The organism is Pseudomonas sp. B14-6, from assembly GCF_013260315.1.
Taxonomy (GTDB): Bacteria; Pseudomonadota; Gammaproteobacteria; order Pseudomonadales; family Pseudomonadaceae; genus Aquipseudomonas; species Aquipseudomonas mandelii.
The window spans coordinates 5747811-5772045 of record NZ_CP053929.1 but is presented as its reverse complement, the minus strand read 5'-3'; the positions used below and the strand labels follow the sequence as shown (position 1 = coordinate 5772045).

Genomic DNA, 24235 nt, shown 5'->3' with positions numbered 1-24235 from the left:
ATGTCCAAATGCGTAGCTCATACCACCGGTAACGATTTTCTCGATGCATGTACGAGATAACTTACGCAGAGAAGAGCGTCACATAGCGAAGTTGTCACATTAACTTCTGCAGACCGGACCTCTAATTTGGGCAACACATACAGGACAGGAGATACGCTTATCAATATCCCCTTCAAGGCCAAGGCTGCGCCCCTATAAACGTGCTCACCTGAGCACCCAACCGCTTGATTTACGGGCTTATTGCCTGGCATTGAGCGCGCAAGACCTTTGCACACGGTCCTCTGATTAGAAGATCGGCTGCATAACAGGGCATATCAGAATAATAAGGCCTAGTTGCGCACATCTTGAGTGCACTTATTTAGACACTCGGAACTTTGTATGCCTGCACGCGGCACTGCGGCGCCCGTAAGGCCGCACTTGCGAGTGCACTATAACGATGAACACCATTAACTCCGGCCATGTAATGGCTTGATAAACACAGAGGTAATTGCGATGCGCATCAGCATATTTGGTTTGGGTTACGTCGGCGCAGTATGTGCCGGTTGCCTGTCTGCACGGGGCCATGACGTCGTTGGCGTCGATGTTGCCAAAGACAAAATCGATATGATCAACGCCGGCCGTTCGCCGATCGTTGAACCGGGTCTGGGCGAACTGCTGAAGAAGGGTATCGAGACGGGCAAATTGCGCGGCACGACCAACTTCGCCGAAGCGATTCGCGACACCGACCTGTCGATGATCTGCGTCGGTACGCCGAGCAAGAAGAACGGCGACCTGGAACTGAACTACATCGAAGCGGTATGCCGCGAGATCGGTTTTGTCCTGCGCGACAAGACCACCCGCCACACCATCGTGGTTCGCAGCACCGTGCTGCCGGGCACTGTCGCAAACGTTGTCATCCCGATCCTCGAAGACTGCTCCGGCAAGAAAGCCGGTGTCGACTTCGGCGTTGCAGTGAACCCTGAGTTCCTGCGTGAAAGCACCGCGATCGCCGATTACGACCTGCCGCCAATGACCGTCATCGGCGAGTTCGACAAGGCCTCGGGCGACGTTCTGCAATCGCTGTACGAAGAGCTCGACGCACCGATCATCCGCAAGGACATCGCTGTCGCCGAGATGATCAAGTACACCTGCAACGTGTGGCACGCCACCAAGGTGACCTTCGCCAACGAGATCGGCAACATCGCCAAGGCTGTCGGCGTCGATGGCCGTGAAGTGATGGAGGTGGTCTGCCAGGACAAGACGCTGAACCTGTCCCAGTACTACATGCGTCCTGGCTTCGCGTTCGGCGGCTCTTGCCTGCCGAAGGACGTTCGCGCCCTGACCTACCGCGCCGGCTCGCTGGACGTGGAAGCACCGCTGCTGAACTCGCTGATGCGCAGTAACGAGTCCCAGGTGCAGAACGCCTTCGACATCGTTTCCAGCCACGACAAACGCAAAGTCGCCCTGCTGGGCCTGAGCTTCAAGGCCGGCACCGATGACCTGCGCGAAAGCCCGCTGGTAGATCTGGCGGAAATGCTGATCGGCAAGGGCTACGACCTGAGCATCTACGACAGCAACGTCGAATACGCCCGTGTCCACGGCGCGAACAAGGATTACATCGAGTCGAAGATCCCTCACGTCTCGTCCTTGCTCAACGCTGACTTCGACGACGTGATCGCCAACTCCGACGTGATCATCCTCGGCAACCGTGACGAGAAATTCCGCGCCCTGGCGCAGAACGCTCCACACGGCAAGCAAGTCGTCGACCTGGTTGGCTTCATGTCCAAAGCCACCAGCGTCAGCGGTCGTACCGAAGGCATCTGCTGGTAACAAGCCGTTCCCTGTAGGAGCCAGGCTTGCCGGCGAACCAGACGACTTGATGTGTCAGGTACACCGCCTGGCTCCTGTAGGAGCCAGGCTTGCCGGCGAACCAGGCAACGCGGTGTGTCAGGCACACCGCCTTCGCGGGCAAGCCTCGCTCCTACGGTTTTTTATGCCTGCCTTAACCCCATCGGGCCACCCCACAGGCTCGCCCGAGATAGAGACGGATGCAGATTATGCACAGGCTAAAGCACGGCCTACTTCAGGCCGCCGGTTGGCTGTTTTACCTAAGTTTATTGATGGGCATCGCCATGGCGTTGCCTGCGTCCACATTCGATTCCGATTCGAAGGATTTTATCTTCCTCATCGGTTTCATCGGCATCTGGCGCTACTCGATGGGCGCCACGCACTTTGTGCGCGGGATGCTGTTTCTGTACGTGGTCTACCCGCACCTGCGGCGCAAAGTGCGCAAGCTGGGTGACGCGGCAAACCCGTCCCATGTTTTCTTGATGGTCACCAGCTTCCGTATCGACGCGCTGACCACCGCCCAGGTCTACGCCTCCGTCATTCGCGAAGCGATCGACTGCGGCCTGCCGACCACCATGGTCTGCTCCATCGTCGAAATGTCCGATGAGAAGCTGGTGAAAAGCCTTTGGACGAAAATGAATCCGCCGGATCGGGTCAAGCTCGACTTCGTGCGCATTCCCGGCACCGGCAAGCGTGATGGCCTGGCCTACGGTTTCCGCGCCATCTCCCGCCACCTGCCGGACGACCGCGCAGTGGTTGCAGTGATCGATGGCGACACCGTGCTCGCCGAGGGCACCGTGCTCAAGACCGTGCCGTGGTTCCAGCTGTTCGGCAATGTCGGCGGCCTGACCACCAACGAGTTCTGCGAAGTGCGCGGCGGCTACATCATGAGCGAATGGCACAAACTGCGATTCGCCCAGCGCCACATCAACATGTGCTCGATGGCCTTGTCCAAGCGCGTACTGACCATGACCGGCCGGATGTCGGTGTTTCGCGCGACCGTGGTCACCAACCCGGACTTCATCGCCGACGTGGAAAGCGACTCGCTGCAACACTGGCGCCTGGGCCGCTTCAAGTTCCTGACCGGTGACGACAAGTCGAGCTGGTTCAGCCTGATGCGCCTGGGCTACGACACGTTCTACGTGCCGGACGCCGCGATCCACACCGTGGAGCATCCGCCGGAAAAAAGCTTCATCAAGGCCAGTCGCAAACTGATGTTCCGCTGGTACGGCAACAACCTGCGCCAGAACGCCCGCGCCCTGGGCCTGGGGGTTAAACGCCTCGGTCTGTTCACCTCGGTGGTGCTGTTCGATCAGCGCGTGTCGATGTGGACCTCGTTGCTGGGCTTGACGGTCGCGCTGATCGCCAGCTTCAAGTACGGCACCGCGTTCATCCTGGTGTACCTGCTGTGGATCGGCATTACCCGCCTGATCCTGACCGTGCTGCTGTCGTTGTCCGGTCACCGGATCGGCCCGGCCTACCCGGCGATTCTCTATTACAACCAGATCGTCGGCGCGCTGGTGAAGATCTACGTGTTCTTCCGCCTCGACCAACAGTCCTGGACTCGCCAGCCCACTTCCCTGACCCGTGACCTCGCCAGCTTTCAACGTTGGTTCAACACCTGGTCGTCTCGGACCATGACCTTCTCCGCCGGCAGCATTTTTGTTGCCGTGCTGCTGATGATGGTCTGACCGCCCCCTTATTGAATTAACCAGGAAAACGCCCCTATGAATACCGCCGTCAACGCCAACGTAGTGCATGAGTCAGAAGCCCAGCGCCAACACGCCCGAGTGAAAATCCCGGCCAAGCTGCGTTTCTTCGGTCCCGACCGGACCCCGGTAGAAGCTCGAGTGATCGACCTCTCCGCTGGCGGCCTGGCCTTCAACGCCGGTCAGCTGCCGCTGAAAACCGGCGATGTGTACAAGGCGCGCCTGCAATTCGTCATCGATAACCTCGGCCTGGCCATGGACGTGGAATTGCTGATCCGCTCCGTCGACCGCCAGACCGGCCGCATCGGTTGTCAGTTCCAGAACCTGGAACCCCAGGATATTTCCACCCTGCGTCACCTGATCACCTCGCACCTGGCCGGCGACATCGTCAGCATGGGTGAAGTGCTGGCGACCCTGCAGCGCGACAACTTCACCAAGGCGCGCAAGATGAAGGACGGCGGCCACGGCATGACCGCGTTCGGTCGTCTGCGCGCCGTGACCTTCAGCCTGGCGATTTTCATCGTCGGCCTCGCGGCGTTCGGTTTCATCTTCAAGTCGGTGTACGGCATGTACTTCGTCAGCCACGCCCAGGCGGGCCTGGTCAGCGTGGCAGGCATGAACATCACCATGCCCCGCGACGGCACCGTGCAGAGCCTGATCAAGGCCGACGGCGTTGCTGCCAAAGGCGCGCCGCTCGCAACGTTCAGCACCAGCATGCTCGACGTACTCAAGGGCCATCTGGACGACAACCAACTGCAACCGGCCAAGGTTGAAGAACTGTTCGGCAAGCAAATGACCGGCACCCTGACCTCGCCGTGCGATTGCACCGTGGCCCAGCAACTGGTCGCCAACGGTCAGTACGCCAGCAAAGGCGACGTGATCTTCCAACTGGTGCCGCGCAACAGCGAAGCCAATGTTGAAGCGCGCTTCTCCTATCGCCAGTTCGGCGATGTGCTGCCAGGCAACACGGTCAGCTTCCAGATCGCCGGTGAAGACAAAACCCGCAGCGGCAAGATCGTCAGCAGCACCAGCCTGAAAAGCGCCGACCTTTCCTCGGACATCCGCGTGCTGATCCAGCCTGACGAGCCACTCGACAGCAAGTTCGCCGGTCGCCCGGTTGAAGTGAACAGCACCCGTGGTCCGAACCTGAACTGGCTGATCGACAAAGCCATGGCCGCCGGTATTTAAGCAGAGGACATGCCCGTGACTAGCCCACTCAGAATCCTGCCGGTCCCGCTGACCCTGGCCATGGCAATTGCTCTGGCCGGTTGTGCCGGCCTTCCAGACCAACGTCTGGCTAACGAAGCCCTCAAGCGCGGTGACACCGCGCTGGCGGCGCAGAATTACCAGCAACTGGCAGACCTGGGCTACAGCGAAGCACAGGTTGGCCTGGCCGATATCCAGGTCGATAGTCGTGACCCGGCGCAGATCAAACAGGCCGAGGCGACTTATCGCGCCGCGGCCAGCGTCTCGCCGCGGGCCCAGGCTCGCCTGGGTCGTCTGCTGGTGGCCAAACCCGGCTCCACCGAAGCCGAACAGCACGAAGCCGAAGGCCTGTTGAAAAAAGCCTCGGCCGCTGGTGAAGGCAACACCCTGATCCCGCTGGCGATGCTGTACCTGCAATACCCGCACAGTTTCCCCAACGTCAACGCCCAGCAGCAGATCAGCCAATGGCGCGCCGAGGGCAAACCGGAAGCGGGCCTGGCTCAAGTGCTGCTCTATCGCACCCAGGGCACTTACGACCAGCATCTGGACGAAGTGGAAACCATCTGCAAAGCGGCGTTGAACACCACCGACATCTGCTACGTCGAACTGGCCACGGTCTATCAGAAACAGGCCAAGCCTGAGCAACAGGCCGAGCTGATCAAGCAGATGCAAGCCGCTCACGCTCGCGGCACGGTCACCGCTCAACGCGTGGACAGTGTGGCTCGCGTATTGGGCGATGCGAGCCTGGGCAAGACCGACGAGAAAACCGCTCAGTCGCTGCTCGAAGGCATCGCTCCGGGCTACCCCGCTTCCTGGGTCAGCCTCGCACAATTGCTCTACGACTTCCCGGAACTGGGCGACGTCGACACGATGATGAAGTATCTGGACAACGGCCGCGCCGCCGACCAGCCGCGCGCCGAACTGTTGCTGGGCAAGCTCTATTACGAAGGCAAAATGGTGCCGGCCGACGCGAAGGCTGCCGAAGAACACTTCAAGAAAGCCGTCGACCGAGAAGTGGCCGCCGATTACTACCTCGGCCAGATCTACCGTCGCGGTTACCTGGGCCAGGTCTATTCGCAGAAAGCGCTGGACCACCTGCTCAAGGCTGCGCGCAACGGCCAGAACAGCGCCGACTTCGCCATTGCCCAACTGTTTTCCCAAGGCAAGGGCACCAAGCCCGACCCGCTTAACGCTTACGTCTTCAGCCAATTGGCCAAGACGCAGAACACCCCGCAAGCCACCGAGCTTGCGCAAACACTCGAAGCCCAACTGCCGCCTGCCCAGCTCGCCGAGGCCAAACGTCTGTTGAAACAAGAACAGGACGTTCGTGGTGCCTTGAGCCAGAACACGCTGGAACTGCATGCCCTGCAAGAAGAAGACGGCGAGGAATCCCTATGAAGCTGAATCCATTCGTGAAGGCCGGTATTGGCCTGTCGTTCGCCCTGTTGTGGTCGTGCCCGACCCTGGCGGCCCTGACTGAAAGCAAAAACTACGGCCTTGATGTGAAAATCACCGGCCAGTCCCAAGACGACACCGATCTGGGCACCGCAAGCGGCGGCGACGTCAACGGCGTCGGCCTCGACCTGCGTCCATGGATCTACGGCGAGAGCGGCGCGTGGAGCGGCTACGCCATGGGTCAGGCCGTGACGTCCACCGACATCATCGAGACCGACACGCTGCAGCAGTCCGACAGCGACGGCACCCAGACCACCGACAACGGTGATCGCAAGAGCAAGAAAAACTACCTGGCGATGCGCGAGTTCTGGGTCGGCTACAGCGGCCTGACGCCGTACCCTGGCGAGATCCTCAAGCTCGGTCGCCAGCGCCTGCGCAACGACGATGGCCAATGGCGCGACACCAACATCGAAGCCCTGAACTGGACCTTCGACACCACCCTGTTGCGTGCCAACGCCGGTGTGGCCGAACGCTTCAGCGAATACCGCACCGACCTCACCGAGCTGGCTCCGAAAGACAAGGATCGCCTGCATGCTTACGCCGATGCGGCGTATCAGTGGACGCCGGGCAACTGGGTCGGCATTCGTGGTCATCACACCCACGATGACGGCAAGCTTGACTATCCGCAACCTGGTGTTCCGGCCGATTCTCTGGACAAGAAAGAGAACGGCGACATCAGCTGGATCGGCCTGACCGCCGACAGCGATGCCTACAACTGGCGCAACACCAACACCGTCAATTACTGGGGCAGCGTCACCGGCATGAGCGGCGACCGCGACACGGTCAATCCGCTGAACGCCGACGGCACTCCGCCGGCACAAGCCAAGACCAGCGGCAACGTCGATGGCTGGGCCACTGATCTGGGCGTGCGTCTGCGCCTCGATCCGCAATGGCAAGTCGGTGCAGCCTATGCCCGCGCCAGCGCCGATTACGAACAGAACGGCCTGGAAAGCAATCGCTCGAACTACACCGGTACCCGTTCGCGGGTTCACCGTTTCGGCGAAGCCTTCCGTGGCGAAATGAACAACATGCAGACCGCTACGCTGTTCGGTTCGTGGATGCTCAACGACGAATACGACGCCAGCGTGATCTACCACAAATTCTGGCGTGTCGACGGCAACAAGCCGGTCGGCAGCAACGGCATCAACGCCGTGCAGAACGACACCGACGACGTGACCGGCGCCGTGCTCTCCAGCACGTCCCTGCCGCTGGAAGATGGCAACAAAGACCTCGGCCAGGAAATGGACGTGGTCGTCACCAAGTACTTCAAGCAAGGCCTGCTGCCGGCCTCCCTGAGTCAGTCGATCGATGAGCCTTCGGCCCTCGTGCGCTTGCGTGGCGGTGTGTTCAAGCCGGGCGATGCGTATGGCAAAGGCGTCGATTCGTACATGCACCGCGCGTTTATCGACGTGATCTGGCGCTTCTGATGCGAACCGCGAAGGGAGTTCCTGACATGAACAGTCCGAAGAGAGGCTCGTTGACCTTGCTGGCCGGCGCGATGCTGCTGGCCAGCTCGGCGGCCTTCGCCACTGCGGAGCCGGTAGCGCCCGCGCAGAAAGGGCAGCCGGCGACCATTGCCAAGGGGCTGCAACAGGCCAAGACCTACACCGTCAACAGCGCGCCGACCGAGCCGCTGGAACTGGCAGCGCCGAAACTGCCGGACACCTCCGGCTACACCGCCGAAGCCATCGCCGCGAAAGTCGTGCGCACCAAGGCCGGCAAAATCAGCGTGCGCCGGATGATGCAGGAGAACGCCCTGAAGGACTTCATCGGCGGCGATAACAAGATGGCCGAGTGGGTGGTGCGTCAGCACGGCATCCCACAGGCGATCTTCGTCGACGACGGCTACATGAACCTCAAGGATCTGGCCAAGAAACTGCCCAAGCAGTACTTCAGCGAAACCTCGCCGGGTGTGTTCCTGGCGAAGTTGCCGATCGTGGTAGGTGAGAAAGGCATCCTGGAAATCGACAAGCAGACCCAGGAACTGCGCCTGTCCCAAGAGTCCGGTTCGTTCCTGGTCAACGACGGCCAGCTGTTTGTGCGTGATACCAAAATCACTGGCTGGAGCGAAAAGGCAAACGGCCCGGCGGCCTTCAAGTCGCCGAAGGAATTCCGTCCGTTCCTGCTGTCCTGGGGCGGCACCCAGACCTACATCGCCAACAGCAAGATCGCCAGTTTCGGCTACGCCAACAGTAAGTCTTACGGCGTGAGTATTTCCCAGTACACGCCGAACATGGCCAAGGTGCTCAAGCGTCCTGAACCGACCGGCTGGATCGTCGGCTCCGAGTTCTCGGACATGTGGTACGGCTTCTACTGCTACGAGACCCGCGACTTCGTGGTCAAGGGCAACACTTACAAAGACAACATCGTCTACGGCATTGACCCGCATGACCGTTCCCACGGACTGATCATCGCGGACAACACCGTATTCGGGACCAAGAAAAAGCACGGGATCATTATTTCCCGTGAGGTCAACGACAGTTTCATCTTCAACAACCGCAGCTACGACAACAAGTTGTCAGGCATGGTGATTGACCGTAACAGCGTGAACAACGTCATCGCCTACAACGAGATCTACAAGAACCACACCGACGGCATCACCCTCTACGAGAGTGCTGACAACCTGCTGTGGGGCAACAAGGTGATCAGCAATCGCCGCCACGGCATCCGTATTCGTAACAGCGTGAACATCCGCCTCTACGAAAACCTCGCCATGGCCAACGGCCTGACCGGCGTCTACGGCCACATCAAAGACCTGAGCGACACCGACCGGGACATCAAGCTCGACCCGTTCGACGCCCAGGTGTCGCTGATCATCGTCGGTGGCGAACTGGCCGGCAACGGCAGCGGACCGCTGTCCATCGACTCGCCGCTGAGCGTCGAGTTGTATCGCGTGTCCATGCTCGCCCCGACCAAATCCAGCGGCATCAGCTTCAACGGGATTCTTGGCGAGCGCCAGGATGAAATTCTCGACTTGCTGGTGCGCCAGCAGAAAGCCGTGCTGATCGACCCTGTCGAACGCCAGACCGAAATGCAGGACTGAGGATAATTTTATGCACCCACACTTGATCAAATTACTCAGCCTGTCGGCCCTGACCGCCGGCATTCTCGCGGCCAGCGCCGGCGTCCGTGCCGATGAAGCTGCCAGTAAAGTAAGTCCGCCGAGCTTCAGCGCCGAACCGTGCTGCAACCTGTGCCCCGAAGCCCATGACGCGAAGAACTACACCACGCGTTATCAGCAGAACTTCACCACGCTGGTGCAGGCTCAGGGCGACTGGCTGTTCCGGACCCAGGAAGACTTGCGCACCGAATTCGACACCACCCCCGCCGGCTACAAACGCATGAAAGAGCTGCACGATGCGTTCAAGAGCAAAGGCGTGGAACTGGTCATCGTTTACCAGCCCACCCGTGGTCTGGTGAACCGCAACAAACTGAATCCGGAAGAAAAAGCCAAATACGATTTCGACAAGGCGCTGAAGAACTACAAGACCATGCTCGGCCGTTTCGCCGCCATGGGCTACGTGGTTCCGGACCTGTCGCCGCTGACCAACGAATCGCTGCCCGACACCTTGCCGGCCCACGACTTCTACTTCCGCGGCGACCAACACTGGACGCCGTATGGCGCCCAGCGCACGGCGAAAATCGTCGGCGAGAAAATCAAGCAACTGCCTGAGTTCGCTGACATTCCCAAGCGCGAATTCGAGAGCCATAAGTCGGGTCGCATGGGCAAGACCGGAACATTACACAACATGGCCGGTCAACTCTGTGGCACCAGCTACGCGATCCAGTACATGGATCAGTTCACCACCGAGCCCAAGGGCGAAGCGGCCGACGGCGACCTGTTCAGTGACTCGGGCAATCCCGAGATCACCCTGGTCGGCACCAGCCACAGTGGCAAGAACTACAACTTCGCCGGTTTCCTCGAAGAGGCCATCGGCGCCGACATCCTCAACGTGGCGTTCCCCGGCGGTGGCCTGGAAGGTTCGATGCTGCAGTACCTGGGCAGCGAAGAGTTCCAGACCAAGCCGCCGAAGATTCTGATCTGGGAATTCTCGCCGCTCTATCGCCTCGACCAGGAAACCATCTACCGCCAGATGATGGCGCTGCTGGACAACGGTTGCGAAGGAAAGGATGCACAGATGACCGGCAGCACCACGTTGAAACCGGGCAAGAACGAATTAATGGTCAACAGCAAGAACCTGAACCTGCAAAACGGCAGTCACCAGGTCGACATCCGCTTCGCCGATCCATCGGTGAAAACTTTGCAAGCCACCCTCTGGTACATGAACGGTCGCCACGAGGACATCAAAATCGAAAAACCGGAAACTTCCGACACCGACGGGCGCTTTGCCTTTGAGTTGCGCACGGACGAAGACTGGGCCACGCAGAATCTGCTGGCCGTCGAAATCCAGGGCCCTGAAGCAGGTGCCACGCCACAGAAAGTCGAAGCGAAAATCTGCAAACGCAATGTATTCCCTGGCGCTGGGCAGCGTACCGCTCAAGCCGGGCAATGAGGCAACCTCTTATGACATGCATGCAAACCCGAACTTTGAAAAAGTTACTCGCGCCCTCCCTGCTGACGTTGGCGATGTTCGCCGGCGCCACCCAGGCCGCCGCGCCACTGCGCCCGCCACAGGGTTACTTCGCGCCGATTGAAAAAGTCAAAACCGGCGACAAGAGCGAAGGCTGTGATGCGATGCCGACGCCGTACACCGGCTCACTGCAATTTCGCAGCAAGTATGAAGGCTCCGACAAGGCCCGTTCGACCCTGAACGAGGCCTCGGAAAAAGCCTTCCGCGACACCACCGCCGACATCACCAAGATGGAGCGCGGCACCAGCAAGCGCGTGATGCAGTACATGCGTGACGGTCGTCCGGAACAACTGGAATGCACCCTGAATTGGTTGACCGCCTGGGCCAAGTCCGATGCGTTGATGTCCAAGGACTTCAACCACACCGGCAAGTCCATGCGCAAATGGGCATTGGGCAGCATGGCGTCGGCTTACATTCGCCTGAAGTTCTCCGATTCGCAACCGCTGGCCAACCATCAGCAAGAGTCGCAGTTGATCGAAGCCTGGTTCAGCAAAATGGCGGATCAGGTGGTCAGCGATTGGGACAACCTGCCGCTGGAAAAAACCAACAACCACTCGTACTGGTCCGCCTGGTCGGTGATGGCAACGTCCATCGCCACCAACCGTCGCGACCTGTTCGACTGGGCAGTGAAGGAATACAAAGTCGGCGCCAATCAGATTGACGCCCAGGGTTTCCTGCCCAACGAACTCAAGCGCCAGCAACGCGCCCTCGCCTACCACAACTACGCCCTCCCGCCGCTCGCGATGATCGCCAGTTTCGCTCAGGTCAACGGTGTGGACTTGCGTCAGGAAAACAACGGCGCGCTGAAACGCCTGGGTGACCGGGTGTTGTCGGGGGTTAAAGACCCGGACGAGTTCGAGAAAAAGAACGGCAAGGAACAGGACATGACCGACCTCAAGGTCGACTCGAAATTCGCCTGGCTCGAACCGTTCTGCACGCTCTACACCTGCTCGCCGGATGTACTCGAGAAAAAACACGAGATGCAGCCGTTCAAGACCTTCCGCCTCGGGGGTGACCTGACCAAGGTCTACGACCCGGCCAACGAGAAAGGCAAAAAAGGCTCCTAGAGCCAAACGCAAAACCCCTGTGGGAGCGAGCCTGCTCGCGAATGCGGCCTGACATTCACTAAAGATGTCGACTGAAACACCGCTTTCGCGAGCAGGCTCGCTCCCACAATGAAGTGATGTTGCCCTCTGGATTTTGATGGGGGGTTTGGGGGGGCCGTTGGCCCTTGACTGTTGGTTAAACATGGAGAGACCGGGATGGTATTTTCATCCAACGTGTTCCTGTTTTTGTTCCTGCCGATCTTTCTCGGCATGTACTACTTGAGCGGAATACGCTATCGCAACCTGCTGCTGCTGCTCGCCAGCTACGTGTTCTATGCCTGGTGGCGTGTGGACTTCCTTGCGCTGTTCGCAGCCGTCACGTTGTGGAACTACTGGATCGGCCTCAAAGTCGGTGCCGCAGGCGTTCGGACCAAACCGGCACAACGCTGGTTGCTGCTGGGCGTGGCCGTCGACCTGTGCATTCTCGGCTACTTCAAGTACGCCAACTTCGGCGTCGACAGCATCAACGCGATGATGACGTCGGTCGGTCTGTCGCCGTTCATCCTGACCCACGTGCTGTTGCCGATCGGGATCTCGTTCTACATCTTCGAGTCCATCAGCTACATCATCGACGTCTATCGGGGAGACACCCCGGCGACCCGCAATCTGATCGACTTTGCCGCATTCGTGGCGATCTTCCCGCACTTGATCGCCGGCCCGGTGTTGCGTTTTCGCGACCTCGCCGACCAGTTCAACAATCGCACCCACACCCTCGACAAGTTCTCCGAAGGTGCCACGCGGTTCATGCAGGGTTTCATCAAGAAGGTCTTTATCGCCGACACCCTCGCGGTGGTGGCCGACCATTGCTTTGCCTTGCAGAACCCGACCACGGGCGACGCCTGGCTGGGCGCCCTCGCCTACACCGCGCAGTTGTATTTCGACTTCTCCGGCTACAGCGACATGGCCATCGGCCTGGGCTTGATGATGGGTTTCCGCTTCATGGAAAACTTCAAGCAGCCGTACATCAGCCAGTCGATCACCGAGTTCTGGCGTCGCTGGCACATCAGCCTGTCGACCTGGTTGCGTGACTATCTGTACATCACCCTCGGCGGTAACCGTAAAGGCACGCTGATGACCTATCGCAACCTGTTCCTGACCATGCTGCTCGGTGGTCTGTGGCACGGCGCGAACATCACCTACATCATCTGGGGTGCGTGGCACGGCATGTGGCTGGCGATCGAAAAGGCCCTGGGCCTGAACACCTCGCCACGCAGCATCAACCCGATCCGCTGGGCCCTGACTTTCCTGCTCGTGGTCATGGGCTGGGTGATCTTCCGTTCGGAAAACCTGCACGTCGCCGGTCGCATGTACGGCGCGATGTTCAGCTTCGGCGAATGGTCGTTGTCGGAACTCAACGCGGCCAGCCTCACCGGCCTGCAAGTGGCGACCCTGGTGGTGGCTTACATGACCCTGGCGTTCTTCGGCATCCGCGATTTCTACAGCAACCTGCCGCCTGAGAAGACCAAGCCTGTGGTCAACGTCGAGGCCGACGGCCCGGCCGCTGCCACGCCTGGAATGATCAAAGCCGTACCGGGCGACAACCCGACCAGCATCCACGAGCCTGGCTACACCGTTGGCGTTGAAGCCACCGTGCAACCGGCCTACTGGACCGCGGACTGGTCCCGCTACGTGATGCGCACGCTGGTACTGGTGCTGTTCATCGCCTCGATTTTCAAACTCTCGGCGCAAAGCTTCTCGCCGTTCCTTTACTTCCAGTTCTGAGGGATCTGACCATGACCCGCTCATTACGTATCTTCTACATCGCCCTGTTCATGGTGACCCTGCTGGTGCTGGGCCTGTGGTCGACGCGCAGCTTCTTCGGCTTCAGCACCAACGCCGATGCGACGGTGCTCAATGGCCGCTGGGCCAAGGCTGTGGAAACGCACTACGACGAGGAGTTCCCGATCAAGCGCCTGGGCACCAACCTTTGGGCCGCGCTGGATTTCAAACTGTTCAACGAAGGTCGTCCGGGCGTTGTGCTCGGCCGCGATCAATGGTTGTACAGCGATGAAGAATTCAACCCGATCGTCAACGAAGAGTTGAACCTGCAAGGCAACTACGCGCTCGTAGAAGGCGTACGCCAGGAACTCAAGGCCAAAGGCGTGAAACTGGTGATGGCGATTGTGCCGGCCAAGACTCGCCTGTACCCGGAACACCTGGGCGCAGTGAAACCTTCGAGCATTCACGCCAACCTCTATGAAGACTTCCACGCTCGCGTGGCAGCCAACAAGATCATCGCGCCTGACCTGTTCGGCCCGATGCTCAAAGCCAAGCTGGACGGCGAGCAAGTGTTCCTGCGCACCGACACCCACTGGACCCCGGAAGGCGCGCAAATCGCCGCCGAGACCCTGGCCAAAACCATTGCCGAGAAAACCCCGCTCAGTGGCGAGCCGCAACGCTTCGTCACCGAACCTGCGGAGAAGGTCACGCACAAGGGCGACCTGCGGTTGTTCCTGCCGCTGGACCCGCTGTTCGAAAACCTGATGCCGAAGACCGAGCCGTTGCAAAAGCGCAACACCGTGGTCGCGCAAGACCAGCCTGCCGGTGATGACGCGCTGTTCGCCAACACCGAAGTGCCGGTGGCCCTGATCGGCACCAGCTACAGCGCCAACCCTAACTGGAACTTCGTCGGGGCGCTGAAACAAGCGCTGAACAGCGACGTGGTCAATTACGCCGAAGACGGCCACGGCCCGATTCTGCCGATGCTCAGCTACCTGAAAAGTGATGCTTTCAAGAACAGCCCGCCACAGGTGCTGATCTGGGAGTTCCCTGAACGTTATCTGCCTGTGAACAACGAAATAGGCGACGCCGACCCGCAGTGGGTCGCAGAGCTCAAAGAAGCCGGCGCCCGCCAACAAAACGTAGCCGCAAACACTAAATCCGAGACGCCCGACCGGGCGCAAAACTGAAAGAGAGAGGTACTACCATGACTTTCACTACTACTCCTCGCCGTCTCGCCAAGACCTTCGCACTTGTTGCTGGCATGAGCGTGTTGTCGATGTCCGCCTTTGCTGGTGACGCTGCACTCTACGGCCCGACTGCACCGAAAGGTTCGAGCTTCGTCCGTGTCTACAACGCCGGTAACGCTGAAGTCAGCGCCACCGTCGGCAGCACCAACCTGGCCGAAGTCGCGCCGCTGTCCAGCACCGACTTCAGCTTCATGCCGGGCGGCGACTACAGCGCCAAGGTCGGCAGCCAGACCCTGCCGGTGAAACTGGCCGGTGATCACTATTACACCCTGGTCAACAACGCCAGCGGCGCGCCGCAACTGATCGAAGAGCCGCCGTTCAAGAACAAGCAGAAATCCCTGGTTCGCGTGCAGAACCTCAGCGACAAGGCCCTGACCCTGAAAACCGCTGATGGCAAGACCGAAGTGGTTCCATCCGTAGCGGCCAAGGGCCGTGGCGAACGTGAAATCAACCCGGTCAAAGTCAGCCTGGCCCTGTACGACGGCGCGACCAAAGTCGGCGACGTGAAACCGGTTGCCCTGGAACGCGGTGAAGCCGCCGTGCTGTACGTCACCGGTAAAGGCAGCAGCCTGTCGCCAGTCTGGGTAAAACGCCCGGTTTCGACGCGCTAAACATTTTGCCTGACTGACGCTGTTCCCTTGTGGGATCGAGCCTGCTCGCGATAGCGGTCTGACATTCAACATTGATGTCGACTGATACGCCGCCTTCGCGAGCAGGCTCGCTCCCACATTGAACCGCAGTGCCAGTCGGGACACGGAATAAGAACAAGAGTGAAACGACAGAACGCAGTAGCTCTGACCCATACGATTTTCAAGGAGTAACAACATGATTCCGGTGATCTTGTCAGGTGGTAGCGGCTCACGTCTTTGGCCGCTTTCGCGTAAGCAATTCCCTAAACAGTTCCTCGCCCTGACCGGCGAACACACGCTGTTCCAGCAAACCCTGGAACGCCTGGTGTTTGAAGGCATGGACACCCCGATCGTGGTTTGCAACAAAGACCACCGCTTCATCGTCAACGAGCAGCTGAGCAACCGTAAACTGGAAACCCAGCGCATCCTGATGGAACCGTTCGGCCGCAACACGGCGCCGGCCGTGGCCCTGACCGCGATGATGCTGGTCAATGAAGGTCGCGACGAGTTGATGCTGGTGCTGCCGGCCGACCACGTGCTGGATGACCAGAAAGCCTTGCAACGTGCGCTGGCCCTGGCCACCGTCGCTGCCGAAAACGGCGAAATGGTGCTGTTCGGCGTTCCGGCCACCAAACCGGAAACCGGCTACGGCTATATCAAATCGACCGCTGACTCCCTGCTGCCCGAAGGCGTCAGCCGCGTCTCGCACTTCGTCGAAAAACCGGACGTCAAGCGCGCCACCGAGTTCGTCCAGTCCGGCGGTTACTTCTGGAACAGCGGCATGTTCCTGTTCCGTGCCAGCCGCTTCCTGGAAGAGCTGAAAAAACACGATCCAGACATCTACGACACCTGCCTGCTGACGCTTGAACGCAGCGAACAGGATGCCGACACCGTCACCATCGACGAAGCGACTTTCGCCTGCTGCCCGGACAATTCCATCGATTACTCGGTCATGGAAAAAACCCAACGCGCCTGCGTCGTACCGCTGACCGCCGGCTGGAGCGATGTCGGTTGCTGGTCGTCGCTGTGGGAAGTGAACGAAAAAGACGCCAACGGTAACGTCACCAAAGGCGACGTGGTCATTCAGGACAGCAAGAACTGCATGATCCACGGCAACGGCAAACTGGTGTCGGTGATCGGCCTGGAAAACATCGTGGTCGTCGAAACCAAGGACGCCATGATGATCGCCCACAAGGACAAGGTCCAAGGCGTCAAACAGATGGTCAACACCCTCAACGAGCAGGGCCGCAGCGAGACCCAGAACCACTGCGAAGTCTATCGTCCGTGGGGCTCCTACGACTCGGTGGACATGGGCGGCCGTTTCCAGGTCAAGCACATCTCGGTCAAGCCGGGCGCGTGCCTGTCCCTGCAAATGCACCATCACCGCGCCGAACACTGGATCGTGGTCAGCGGCACGGCCGAAGTGACCTGCGACGAAAACGTGTTCCTGCTCTGCGAGAACCAGTCGACCTACATCCCGATCGCCTCGGTTCACCGCCTGCGCAACCCGGGCAAGATTCCACTCGAGATCATCGAAGTGCAATCGGGCAGCTACCTGGGTGAAGACGATATCGAGCGGTTCGAAGATATCTACGGTCGCTCCACCCCGATCGAACGCGGCGTGTCGGTGAAAACCATCGCGCAGTAAGCGTTCAGTAAAACAAAAGCCCCCGTCCAGTCCGCTGCGTTTTCCCTATCCGCAGCGGGTTGGTCGGGGGCTTTTTTGTTCGTTCCCACGCTCTGCGTGGGAGTTCAGCCCGGGATGCTCCGCGTCCCATTGGAACGCGCAATGTCCATTCCCTCAGCCCTTCGGTAGGATGGTGGCCATGAGTTCAAGGAGCGTTCAAACATGTTCATCGGCGTTTTGCTGGTTATTACCTGGCTGATCCTGTTGCTGCGCTACCCGGCCAAGGCCTTGCCCGTCTCGGTGGCGGCCGCCATCGGCCTGGGTCTGGTGGCCACGTGGGTGATCTGGATGGACAACCGCGAGGTCAAGCAACTGGCGCGCCTGGAGTTGCGCATCACCTACGCGCCGGAACACTGCCCGGCAGACCGGCCGTTGAAACTGACCATGAACAACGGCAACGACGTGCCGCTGACCGAGTTGCGCTGGCGTGTCGCCGCGTATGCGCCGGGCGATACGGTCAATCTGGCCGACAATCAATACACCGCCCCGCGCTATCGCGGCCCCGGCGAACTGCAAGCCGGCGCCAACTGGGAAGACTGCTTGCCCCTGCCGCCGCTGCGCCCTGGCTATCGCCCGCAAACCCTGGAGTTTCGCGCCGAGCGTTTGCAGGGTAGTTTCTCCGACTGATCCCCCTACTTCTTTTTGCACAAGGACCGCGCCATGCCCGTTGCGTTGATTACCGGTTGTTCCAGCGGCATCGGCCGCGCCCTCGCCGATGTGTTCAAAGGGGCCGGATACGAAGTCTGGGCCAGCGCCCGCAAGGCTGAAGATGTGGCCGCGTTAACCGCCGCCGGATTCACGGCCTTACAGCTGGACGTCAACGACGGCGCGGCGCTGGAACAGCTGAGCGAGCGGATCAACCAGCAACATGGCGGCCTCGATGTGCTGATCAACAACGCCGGCTATGGCGCCATGGGGCCGCTGCTCGATGGCGGTGTGCCGGCGATGCAGCGCCAATTCGAAACCAATGTGTTCGCGATTGTTGGCGTGACCCGCGCGCTGTTCCCGGTGTTGCGTCGGGCCAAAGGGATCGTGGTAAACATCGGCAGCGTTTCCGGGGTGTTGGTCACCCCGTTTGCCGGCGCGTATTGCGCCTCGAAAGCCGCTGTCCATGCCTTGAGCGATGCATTGCGCATGGAGCTGGCGCCGTTCGGTGTGCGCGTGATGGAAGTACAGCCGGGCGCCATCGAATCCAGCTTCGCCAAGAATGCCGGGCATGAAGCGGAGCAGTTGATCACCGAGCAATCGCCGTGGTTTCCCTTGCGCGAAGGTATTCGTGCGCGGGCCAAGGCCTCTCAGGATAAACCGACCCCGGCCAAGGAGTTTGCCGGTGGTTTGCTCAAGGCTGTGCAGCAGAGCAAACCTCCGCGCCTGATTCGTCTGGGCAATGGCAGCCGGGCGTTGCCGTTGTTGGCGGGGTTGCTGCCTAAAGGGTTGCTGGAGGCGGGGTTGATGAAGCGGTTCGGGCTTAGGGGGCAACTGTAGGACCGCGTTATCGTCCTTCGCGGGCAAGCCTCGCGCCTACAGGCTCGCGTCGTTCGCAATATTTGCCCAGGCTTGCCCGCGAAGACGTCAGACCAGACGCTGTAAAAACTCAGGAAACAACCATGACCGACTACACCGACTACTTCGACGAAGTCATCCAGGCCCACGTCGCCATCGAACAATGGCTGGCCGAAGAACGAGACGACTCGGCACTTGAACAACTGCTGAGCCGGTTTTCACCACAGTTTTCCATGATCTCGCCCCTCGGCCGGGTGCTGGATTTCGAAGCGTTGAGCGAGTTGTTCTTGCTGGCCGGCGGGAAGAAGCTTGGCTTCAGGATCGAGCTCAGCGAGTTGCGGGGTATTGCACTGTACGACGGTGGCGCGGTGGTGGGTTATCGCGAGCAGCAGACCGATGCGACGGGCCTGCACTCGGATCGCCGCTCGACAGTAGTGTTTGAGAAACAGGCCGGTGGCAAGGTGGTTTGGCGACATTTGCATGAGACGTTTTGCAAGGGCTGAGCCTTTGTCTTATGCCTGACGGACCGAGTCAGTTAACCACGACCGTGCACGTAATCCCCGCCGCCAAAAGAACACCTTCCGGCACTTCATCAATGTGAATCCGCACCGGCACTCGCTGCGCCAGGCGCACCCAGTTGAACGTCGGGTTCACATCCGCAATCAGCTCGCGGCTCTCCGGGTTGTCCCGGTCGTAGATGCCACGGGAGATGCTTTCCACATGCCCCTTCAACACCTCGCCGCTCATCAACTGCATGTCGGCCTTGTCGCCCACCCGCACATGCGGCAGTTTGGTTTCTTCGAAGAAGCCATACACCCAGAATGAGTTCATATCGACCACAGCCATTTTCGCTTCGCCGATGCGCGCGTAGTCACCGCGATGCACGTTGAGGTTGGTGACATAGCCGTCCACCGCAGCACGGACCTCGGTGCGTTTGAGGTTCAGTTCAGCCGCTTCCAGTTGTGCCTGAGCATGCTGGTAATCGGCCAGGGCCGAGTCGGCGATGTTGCTGGCGTCGTCGCGGTTTTCCTTCGAGATCACCAAGGCGTCCATGTCGGCGCGGCGATGGGCGTTGACCTTGCGCATCTCCCACGTCGACTTGCGCGAGGCCACCAGGGCCTGCGCCTGTTTGACCGCGATGCGGTAGTGCTCGGGGTCGATGCGCATCAGCAGATCGCCCTTCTTCACTTGCTGGTTGTCGCGCACCGGCACGTCCACCACTTCCCCGGTGACGTCGGCGGCAACGTTGATGATGTCGGCGCGCACCCGGCCGTCGCGGGTCCACGGCGTGTCCATGTAATGCACCCAAAGGGTCCGGCCGATCCATATCGCAAGGGCCAGTACCAGCAACGTGGCGAGCAGGCTGAAAAGCTTTTTCATCAGGGCCTTCTTCAGAAATAGAGAGTCAACGGTAGACCGTCAGCGCCAGAGCGCCGAACAGACAGGTAAACAGGCTCAGGCGCAGCAGCGCCGGGTGCCAGAAGAAGCGGTACAGATCGAACCCGGACAGGAACCGGTCCAGCGCCCAGGCCAGCGCCGCGGCGATGAAAAACATCAGCGTCATGGTGGGCATGTACACGCCGTGGAAGGCGATTTCACGAGGCATGTTCAAGTCCTTGGGGCCGGGTCCCGGCGTAGGCGGCGAGCGGTGATTGCGGGTCCAGCAGCGAGGTGCGGATGAAGTGCAAATAGCTCTTCACCCGCCGCAAGGCGGAGGTGTCGAAGTGCGGCGCGAACGGTTCATCGGTGGCTTGCACGCGGCTGATGGCATGGTCGACCGCGATCAGGCCGCGTTCCAGATTGCTCGGGCTCGGTTGCAGAAATAGCCGCACCAGCGAGCGCCCCATCACGCGGATTGCCTGGCGCCACGGCTGGGATTCGGCGTAGGCCGGATGCACCGGCAGAATCGCCTGTTCCTTGCGCAACTCGATGATCGCGTGGCCGACTTCCAGCACCACGAACATCCAGCGCAGCAAATCCCGTTGCACCTGCGGCTGACCCACCGCGAGGCCGTAAGCCTGATGCAGCAAGTCCCGGGTGCGGCTTTCGAAACTCGAAGCCAGGCCCTTGAGCTTGCCGCTGATCGCATACACCACTTGCCCACGCAAATCCTGCTCGAGCCGGCGCCACAACCAGCGGCTGTTCGGCGGCAGAATGATCGCCCCGGCCGCCGCGCACACCAGCATGCCGAGCACCATGGCGATGTAGTCGTTGATGAACGCGTAAGGGTTGTAGACGGTGAGGTTGTCCGGCACCGAACCGGTGCTGAAGAAGATCAGCAAGCCGAGGCCGACACCGGCGTATTGCGGCCGCGACGTGAGGAACGAACCGAGCACGATCACCGGCGCGAGCATCACGCACAGCAAGGGAAAACCGTCGATCCACGGGAAGATGAAAAACATCTCGACGAAGCCGATCAGTGCCCCGAGGAATGTGCCGCAGGCCATCTGGAACGCCATGCGTTTCGGGTTCGGTGTCGCCGCGGACAGGCCGACGGTGGCCGCAGCGATCAGCGTCATGGTCGCCCCGCTCGGCCACGCCGTCGCCACCCAATAACTGCCCAGCACCACCAGAATGAACGCCGCCCGTATCCCCGACGCCGCCGAGGCCATCCAGTTGGTTTGCGGGGTGAACGGTTCGTCCCATTGCTCGCGCGCATGGCTGTGATCGGCCAGTGAAGCGTGGGTCTGTGCATAACTGTGCAACTCGTCGACGAAGCGATAGAGCAGTTCGTAGGCGGTATGAAAATCGAGCTGCTCGGCGTCGCTCGGACCACTTTCCTGAAAGGTCGCCCGCAGGCTGCGAACCCGCGCCGGCAAGTTTTCCTTGTAAGTCGCCAAGGCGCTGGCCAGGCGTGCGGCATCGGGGCTGGTCAAGGCGCGACCGCTGAAGCCATCGAGCAATTCCGCCAGGTCCTGCAACCCCGGTTTGATCGCCGCCACCACGTGGTCAGCGCCGCTGCTGCGCAAGCGTTCGAGCAATTGGTGCAAGGCGTTGAAGCGCGTAGTGATGCCCATGAATTCGCTGTTCAAGCGACTCAGTCGTCCGTTGCGTCGACGCATGTGTGGGTCTTCGAACACGGTGACGCTGCGCAGCCCTTCCAGGCCGACAGCCTCGGCAATAAAGCGCACGTTACTGGCTTCGAAAGCCTCGGGTTTGCTGCGACCGCGCAAGCCATCGGTAACGAACAAGGCGAACACACCAAAGCGCTGATACAAGGCGTTGCGCATCGCCGCGCTGGCGGTTTGCGGCAGGATCGCGGCGCTGACCACGGTGGCGCAAAGAATCCCCAGCGAGATCTCCAACACCCGCCAGACCGCCGCCATGAACGCGCCGTCCGGGTGGGCCAACGCGGGCAAACCGACCATCGCGGCGGTGTACCCGGCGAGCACGAAACCGTAGGCGCGAAAATTGCGATAACGCGCCGCGCCGGCCGAGCAGAGACCGACCCAGATCGCCAGCGAGCCGAGGAACAGTTCAGTGTTTTGGGCGAACAAGGCAATCAACGCGACCATCACCGCTGACCCGGCCAGCGTGCCGAGAAAGCGGTAAAAACTCTTGGCGAACACCTGGCCGCTTTGCGGTTGCATGACGATGAACACGGTGATCATCGCCGTGCGCGGTTGCGGCAACTCCAGGCGCATCGCCAGCCACAGGGTCAGGAACGCGGCGAACAGCACTTTGAAAATGTAGACCCAGGTCACGCCGTCGCTGCGTGCCCAGTCAAAAAAACCACGGCGCCATTCAAGGGAATACAGCCAGCGCAGAGGTGCGGGCGAGGGAGTCATGAGTATCCTGGAAGCACGTGAGGCAAAAGAGATTCTGTGGCGAGCAAGCTTGCTCGCGCCGGGCTGCGTAGCGGCCCCAATATTCGGGCAGCCACCTCACATGTTGTGAGTGCTGCGCACTCAAGCGGGAGCAAGCTCCCTCGCCACAAATGCGGATGTACCTGGAACATCGTGTTCAATTCGAGAGGCTCTTTAAAAGGGCCGGGGTTTTCGGTGCCTGGGTCTGGCTGTCCTTCGGCACATCATTTCCTGCACCCAGCCCGCCACCCAGCGCTGTCACCAATTCGGCGTGGGCACTCAGGCGTGCGGCCTGAACCTGCTGCTGGACCTGCTGCTGCTTGAACAACAAGGTCTGCGCATTGAGCACGTTGAGGTAGTCGGTGAGCCCGCGCTGCCAGGCGACCATCGCGATGTCATAAGTCTTCTGCGCAGCGGCCACCGACTCGGCGGCGAAGGTTTGCTGCTTGTCCATGGACTCGCGGCGGATCAACTGGTCGGAGATGTTTTTCAGCGCGTTGACCAGCGTCTGGTTGTACTTGGCCACGGCGATGTCATACCCGGCCGAGGCTTCGCCCAGCTCCGAACGCAAGCGCCCGCCGTCGAAGATCGGCAACGAGATCGCCGGGCCGACGCTGTAGTTGAGTTTCTTGCCGGTCAAAAACTCCATCGCCCCACCGCCAGTGGCCATGTAGCCGAGGCTGCCGACCAGATCGACGTTGGGGTAGAAACCGGCGTGGGCGACATCGATGCCCCGCGCCTGGGCCGCCACTTGCCAGCGGCTGGCGACCACGTCCGGGCGTTGCCCAAGTAATTGCGCGGGCAATGACGACGGCAGTTTCAGTGGCGCGGCCAACGACAGCGTGGGCCGTTCCAACTGCGCGCCCTCGCCTGGACCTTTCCCCGCCAGAGCGGCCAGTTGGTTACGGCTCAGGGCGATTTCCTCGTCCAGCGCGTCGATCTGGCGATGGGTTTCCGGCAGCGGCGTTTCAGCCTGACTGACATCGAAATGGGTGCCGATGCCGCCGTTCAGGCGTTTTTGTGCCAGATCGAGAATTTGCTGCTGCTGTTTCAGGGTCGCCTCGACAATGTCCCGCTGCGCGTAATGCAGCGACAGTTCGATGTAGGCGCGCACGATATTGTTCTGCAATTCGAGCTGGGCCAGACGCGCTTCGGCGGCCGTCATGTGCGCCATGTCCACGGCGCGCTCGGTGGCGTTGCTTTCGCGGCCCCAAAGGTCGAGGGCGTAGCTGAAACCCAGTGCAGCGTTGTTGTCCCAGGTGGTCGTGTTGGCCAACTCGCCCGGCCCGTAAAACTGATCGGTCGGCCAGTTGTGGCGCTTGAGGGTGGATTCGCCATTAATCTGCAACGACTCGGCAGACTCGGCGATGCCGGCCATGGACCTGGCCTGTCGCACCCGCGCGGCGGCCATGGCCATGGTCGGGCTGCCTTGTACGGCGAGATCGATCCAGCGGTTCAATTGCGGGTCGCCATAGGCCTGCCACCATTGTGCGGTGGGCCAGTGAGCGTCCTGCGCGGCGCTCTGGATGGCGTCGTCGGTGGCCAGTGAATTGGCCTCCAGTGCCTTGCCCTGCGGGGCAATTCCTCCGGTGCCGATGCAGCCGCCGAGGGTCAGGGATAAAGCCAGAACACTGAGCGTCTGAAGCGCTCTGTTGATGCGACGCGGCACTGCTGCGATTTCCTGAGAGAAGGGGCGTACGAAGTCCTGTAGGAGCGAGGCTTGCCCGCGAAAGCGGCGAATCAGTC

The 24235-nt window shown here is 60.6% G+C and carries 19 protein-coding genes; 15 read left to right on the top strand and 4 right to left on the bottom strand.

Features of this window, described 5'->3' with window-relative positions:
• The first annotated feature begins 492 nt into the window (after positions 1 to 492).
• The 15 genes from HP062_RS26290 to HP062_RS26220 all read left to right on the top strand — a co-directional run bounded on the left by HP062_RS26290 (position 493) and on the right by HP062_RS26220 (position 19186).
• Positions 493 to 1809, top strand: a complete 1317-nt coding sequence (locus tag HP062_RS26290) for a nucleotide sugar dehydrogenase (RefSeq protein WP_010463110.1) — start codon at positions 493 to 495, stop codon at positions 1807 to 1809.
• Positions 1810 to 2036: 227 nt separating this feature from the next.
• A complete protein-coding gene (gene alg8, locus HP062_RS26285) occupies positions 2037 to 3518 on the top strand; it encodes a mannuronan synthase (RefSeq protein WP_370654476.1) in 1482 nt (493 codons plus the stop codon).
• Positions 3519 to 3554: 36 nt separating this feature from the next.
• Positions 3555 to 4724 carry an alginate biosynthesis protein Alg44 gene (locus HP062_RS26280; protein ID WP_010463113.1) on the top strand — a complete coding sequence of 390 codons (1170 nt, stop codon included), beginning with the start codon at positions 3555 to 3557 and terminating at the stop codon, positions 4722 to 4724.
• Between the two features lie 9 nt (positions 4725 to 4733).
• Positions 4734 to 6140: an alginate biosynthesis TPR repeat lipoprotein AlgK gene (algK, locus tag HP062_RS26275; protein ID WP_010463115.1), complete on the top strand. Its 1407-nt coding sequence runs from the start codon at positions 4734 to 4736 to the stop codon at positions 6138 to 6140.
• A complete protein-coding gene (locus HP062_RS26270) occupies positions 6137 to 7624 on the top strand; it encodes an alginate export family protein (RefSeq protein ID WP_010463117.1) in 1488 nt (495 codons plus the stop codon). Before algK ends, HP062_RS26270 begins: the two co-directional genes overlap by 4 nt.
• A 26-nt stretch (positions 7625 to 7650) precedes the next feature.
• Positions 7651 to 9240 carry a mannuronan 5-epimerase AlgG gene (gene algG, locus HP062_RS26265; RefSeq protein ID WP_102595392.1) on the top strand — a complete coding sequence of 530 codons (1590 nt, stop codon included), beginning with the start codon at positions 7651 to 7653 and terminating at the stop codon, positions 9238 to 9240.
• Positions 9241 to 9250: 10 nt separating this feature from the next.
• Positions 9251 to 10711 (top strand): alginate O-acetyltransferase, encoded by a 1461-nt coding sequence (locus HP062_RS26260; RefSeq protein WP_010463122.1) that lies wholly within the window; start codon positions 9251 to 9253, stop codon positions 10709 to 10711.
• 11 nt (positions 10712 to 10722) lie between these two features.
• Positions 10723 to 11856 carry a mannuronate-specific alginate lyase gene (locus tag HP062_RS26255; protein WP_010463124.1) on the top strand — a complete coding sequence of 378 codons (1134 nt, stop codon included), beginning with the start codon at positions 10723 to 10725 and terminating at the stop codon, positions 11854 to 11856.
• 195 nt (positions 11857 to 12051) lie between these two features.
• Positions 12052 to 13617, top strand: coding sequence for an MBOAT family protein (locus tag HP062_RS26250; RefSeq protein WP_077748261.1), 1566 nt, complete (start codon positions 12052 to 12054; stop codon positions 13615 to 13617).
• Between the two features lie 11 nt (positions 13618 to 13628).
• Positions 13629 to 14804, top strand: a complete 1176-nt coding sequence (locus HP062_RS26245; RefSeq protein WP_010463127.1) for an alginate O-acetyltransferase — start codon at positions 13629 to 13631, stop codon at positions 14802 to 14804.
• A gap of 17 nt (positions 14805 to 14821) precedes the next feature.
• The gene (locus tag HP062_RS26240; protein WP_042932354.1) at positions 14822 to 15475 is read left to right on the top strand and encodes an alginate O-acetyltransferase AlgF; all 654 of its coding nucleotides are present in this window, start codon (positions 14822 to 14824) and stop codon (positions 15473 to 15475) included.
• 214 nt (positions 15476 to 15689) lie between these two features.
• Positions 15690 to 17141, top strand: a complete 1452-nt coding sequence (locus HP062_RS26235) for a mannose-1-phosphate guanylyltransferase/mannose-6-phosphate isomerase (RefSeq protein ID WP_010463132.1) — start codon at positions 15690 to 15692, stop codon at positions 17139 to 17141.
• A 201-nt stretch (positions 17142 to 17342) separates the two neighbouring features.
• Entirely contained in the window at positions 17343 to 17807 is a 465-nt protein-coding gene (locus tag HP062_RS26230) for a multidrug transporter (RefSeq protein ID WP_083374963.1), read from the top strand.
• Positions 17808 to 17840: 33 nt separating this feature from the next.
• On the top strand, positions 17841 to 18665 hold the full coding sequence (locus tag HP062_RS26225; RefSeq protein WP_172792292.1) for an SDR family oxidoreductase: 825 nt from the start codon (positions 17841 to 17843) through the stop codon (positions 18663 to 18665).
• Between the two features lie 122 nt (positions 18666 to 18787).
• Positions 18788 to 19186, top strand: coding sequence for a hypothetical protein (locus HP062_RS26220; RefSeq protein ID WP_010463136.1), 399 nt, complete (start codon positions 18788 to 18790; stop codon positions 19184 to 19186).
• 28 nt (positions 19187 to 19214) lie between these two features.
• On the opposite strand, the gene HP062_RS26215 is transcribed toward HP062_RS26220, so the two are convergent.
• The 4 genes from HP062_RS26215 to HP062_RS26200 form a co-directional block, all read right to left on the bottom strand.
• Positions 19215 to 20063 (bottom strand): HlyD family secretion protein, encoded by an 849-nt coding sequence (locus HP062_RS26215; protein WP_010463139.1) that lies wholly within the window; start codon positions 20061 to 20063, stop codon positions 19215 to 19217.
• 25 nt (positions 20064 to 20088) lie between these two features.
• Positions 20089 to 20289: a DUF1656 domain-containing protein gene (locus HP062_RS26210; protein WP_007896379.1), complete on the bottom strand. Its 201-nt coding sequence runs from the start codon at positions 20287 to 20289 to the stop codon at positions 20089 to 20091.
• Positions 20279 to 22471, bottom strand: coding sequence for an FUSC family protein (locus tag HP062_RS26205; protein ID WP_010463144.1), 2193 nt, complete (start codon positions 22469 to 22471; stop codon positions 20279 to 20281). Before HP062_RS26205 ends, HP062_RS26210 begins: the two co-directional genes overlap by 11 nt.
• A 175-nt stretch (positions 22472 to 22646) precedes the next feature.
• Complete coding sequence (locus HP062_RS26200; RefSeq protein WP_102595395.1) at positions 22647 to 24158, bottom strand: efflux transporter outer membrane subunit; 1512 nt, start codon at positions 24156 to 24158, stop codon at positions 22647 to 22649.
• Positions 24159 to 24235: the final 77 nt, after the last annotated feature.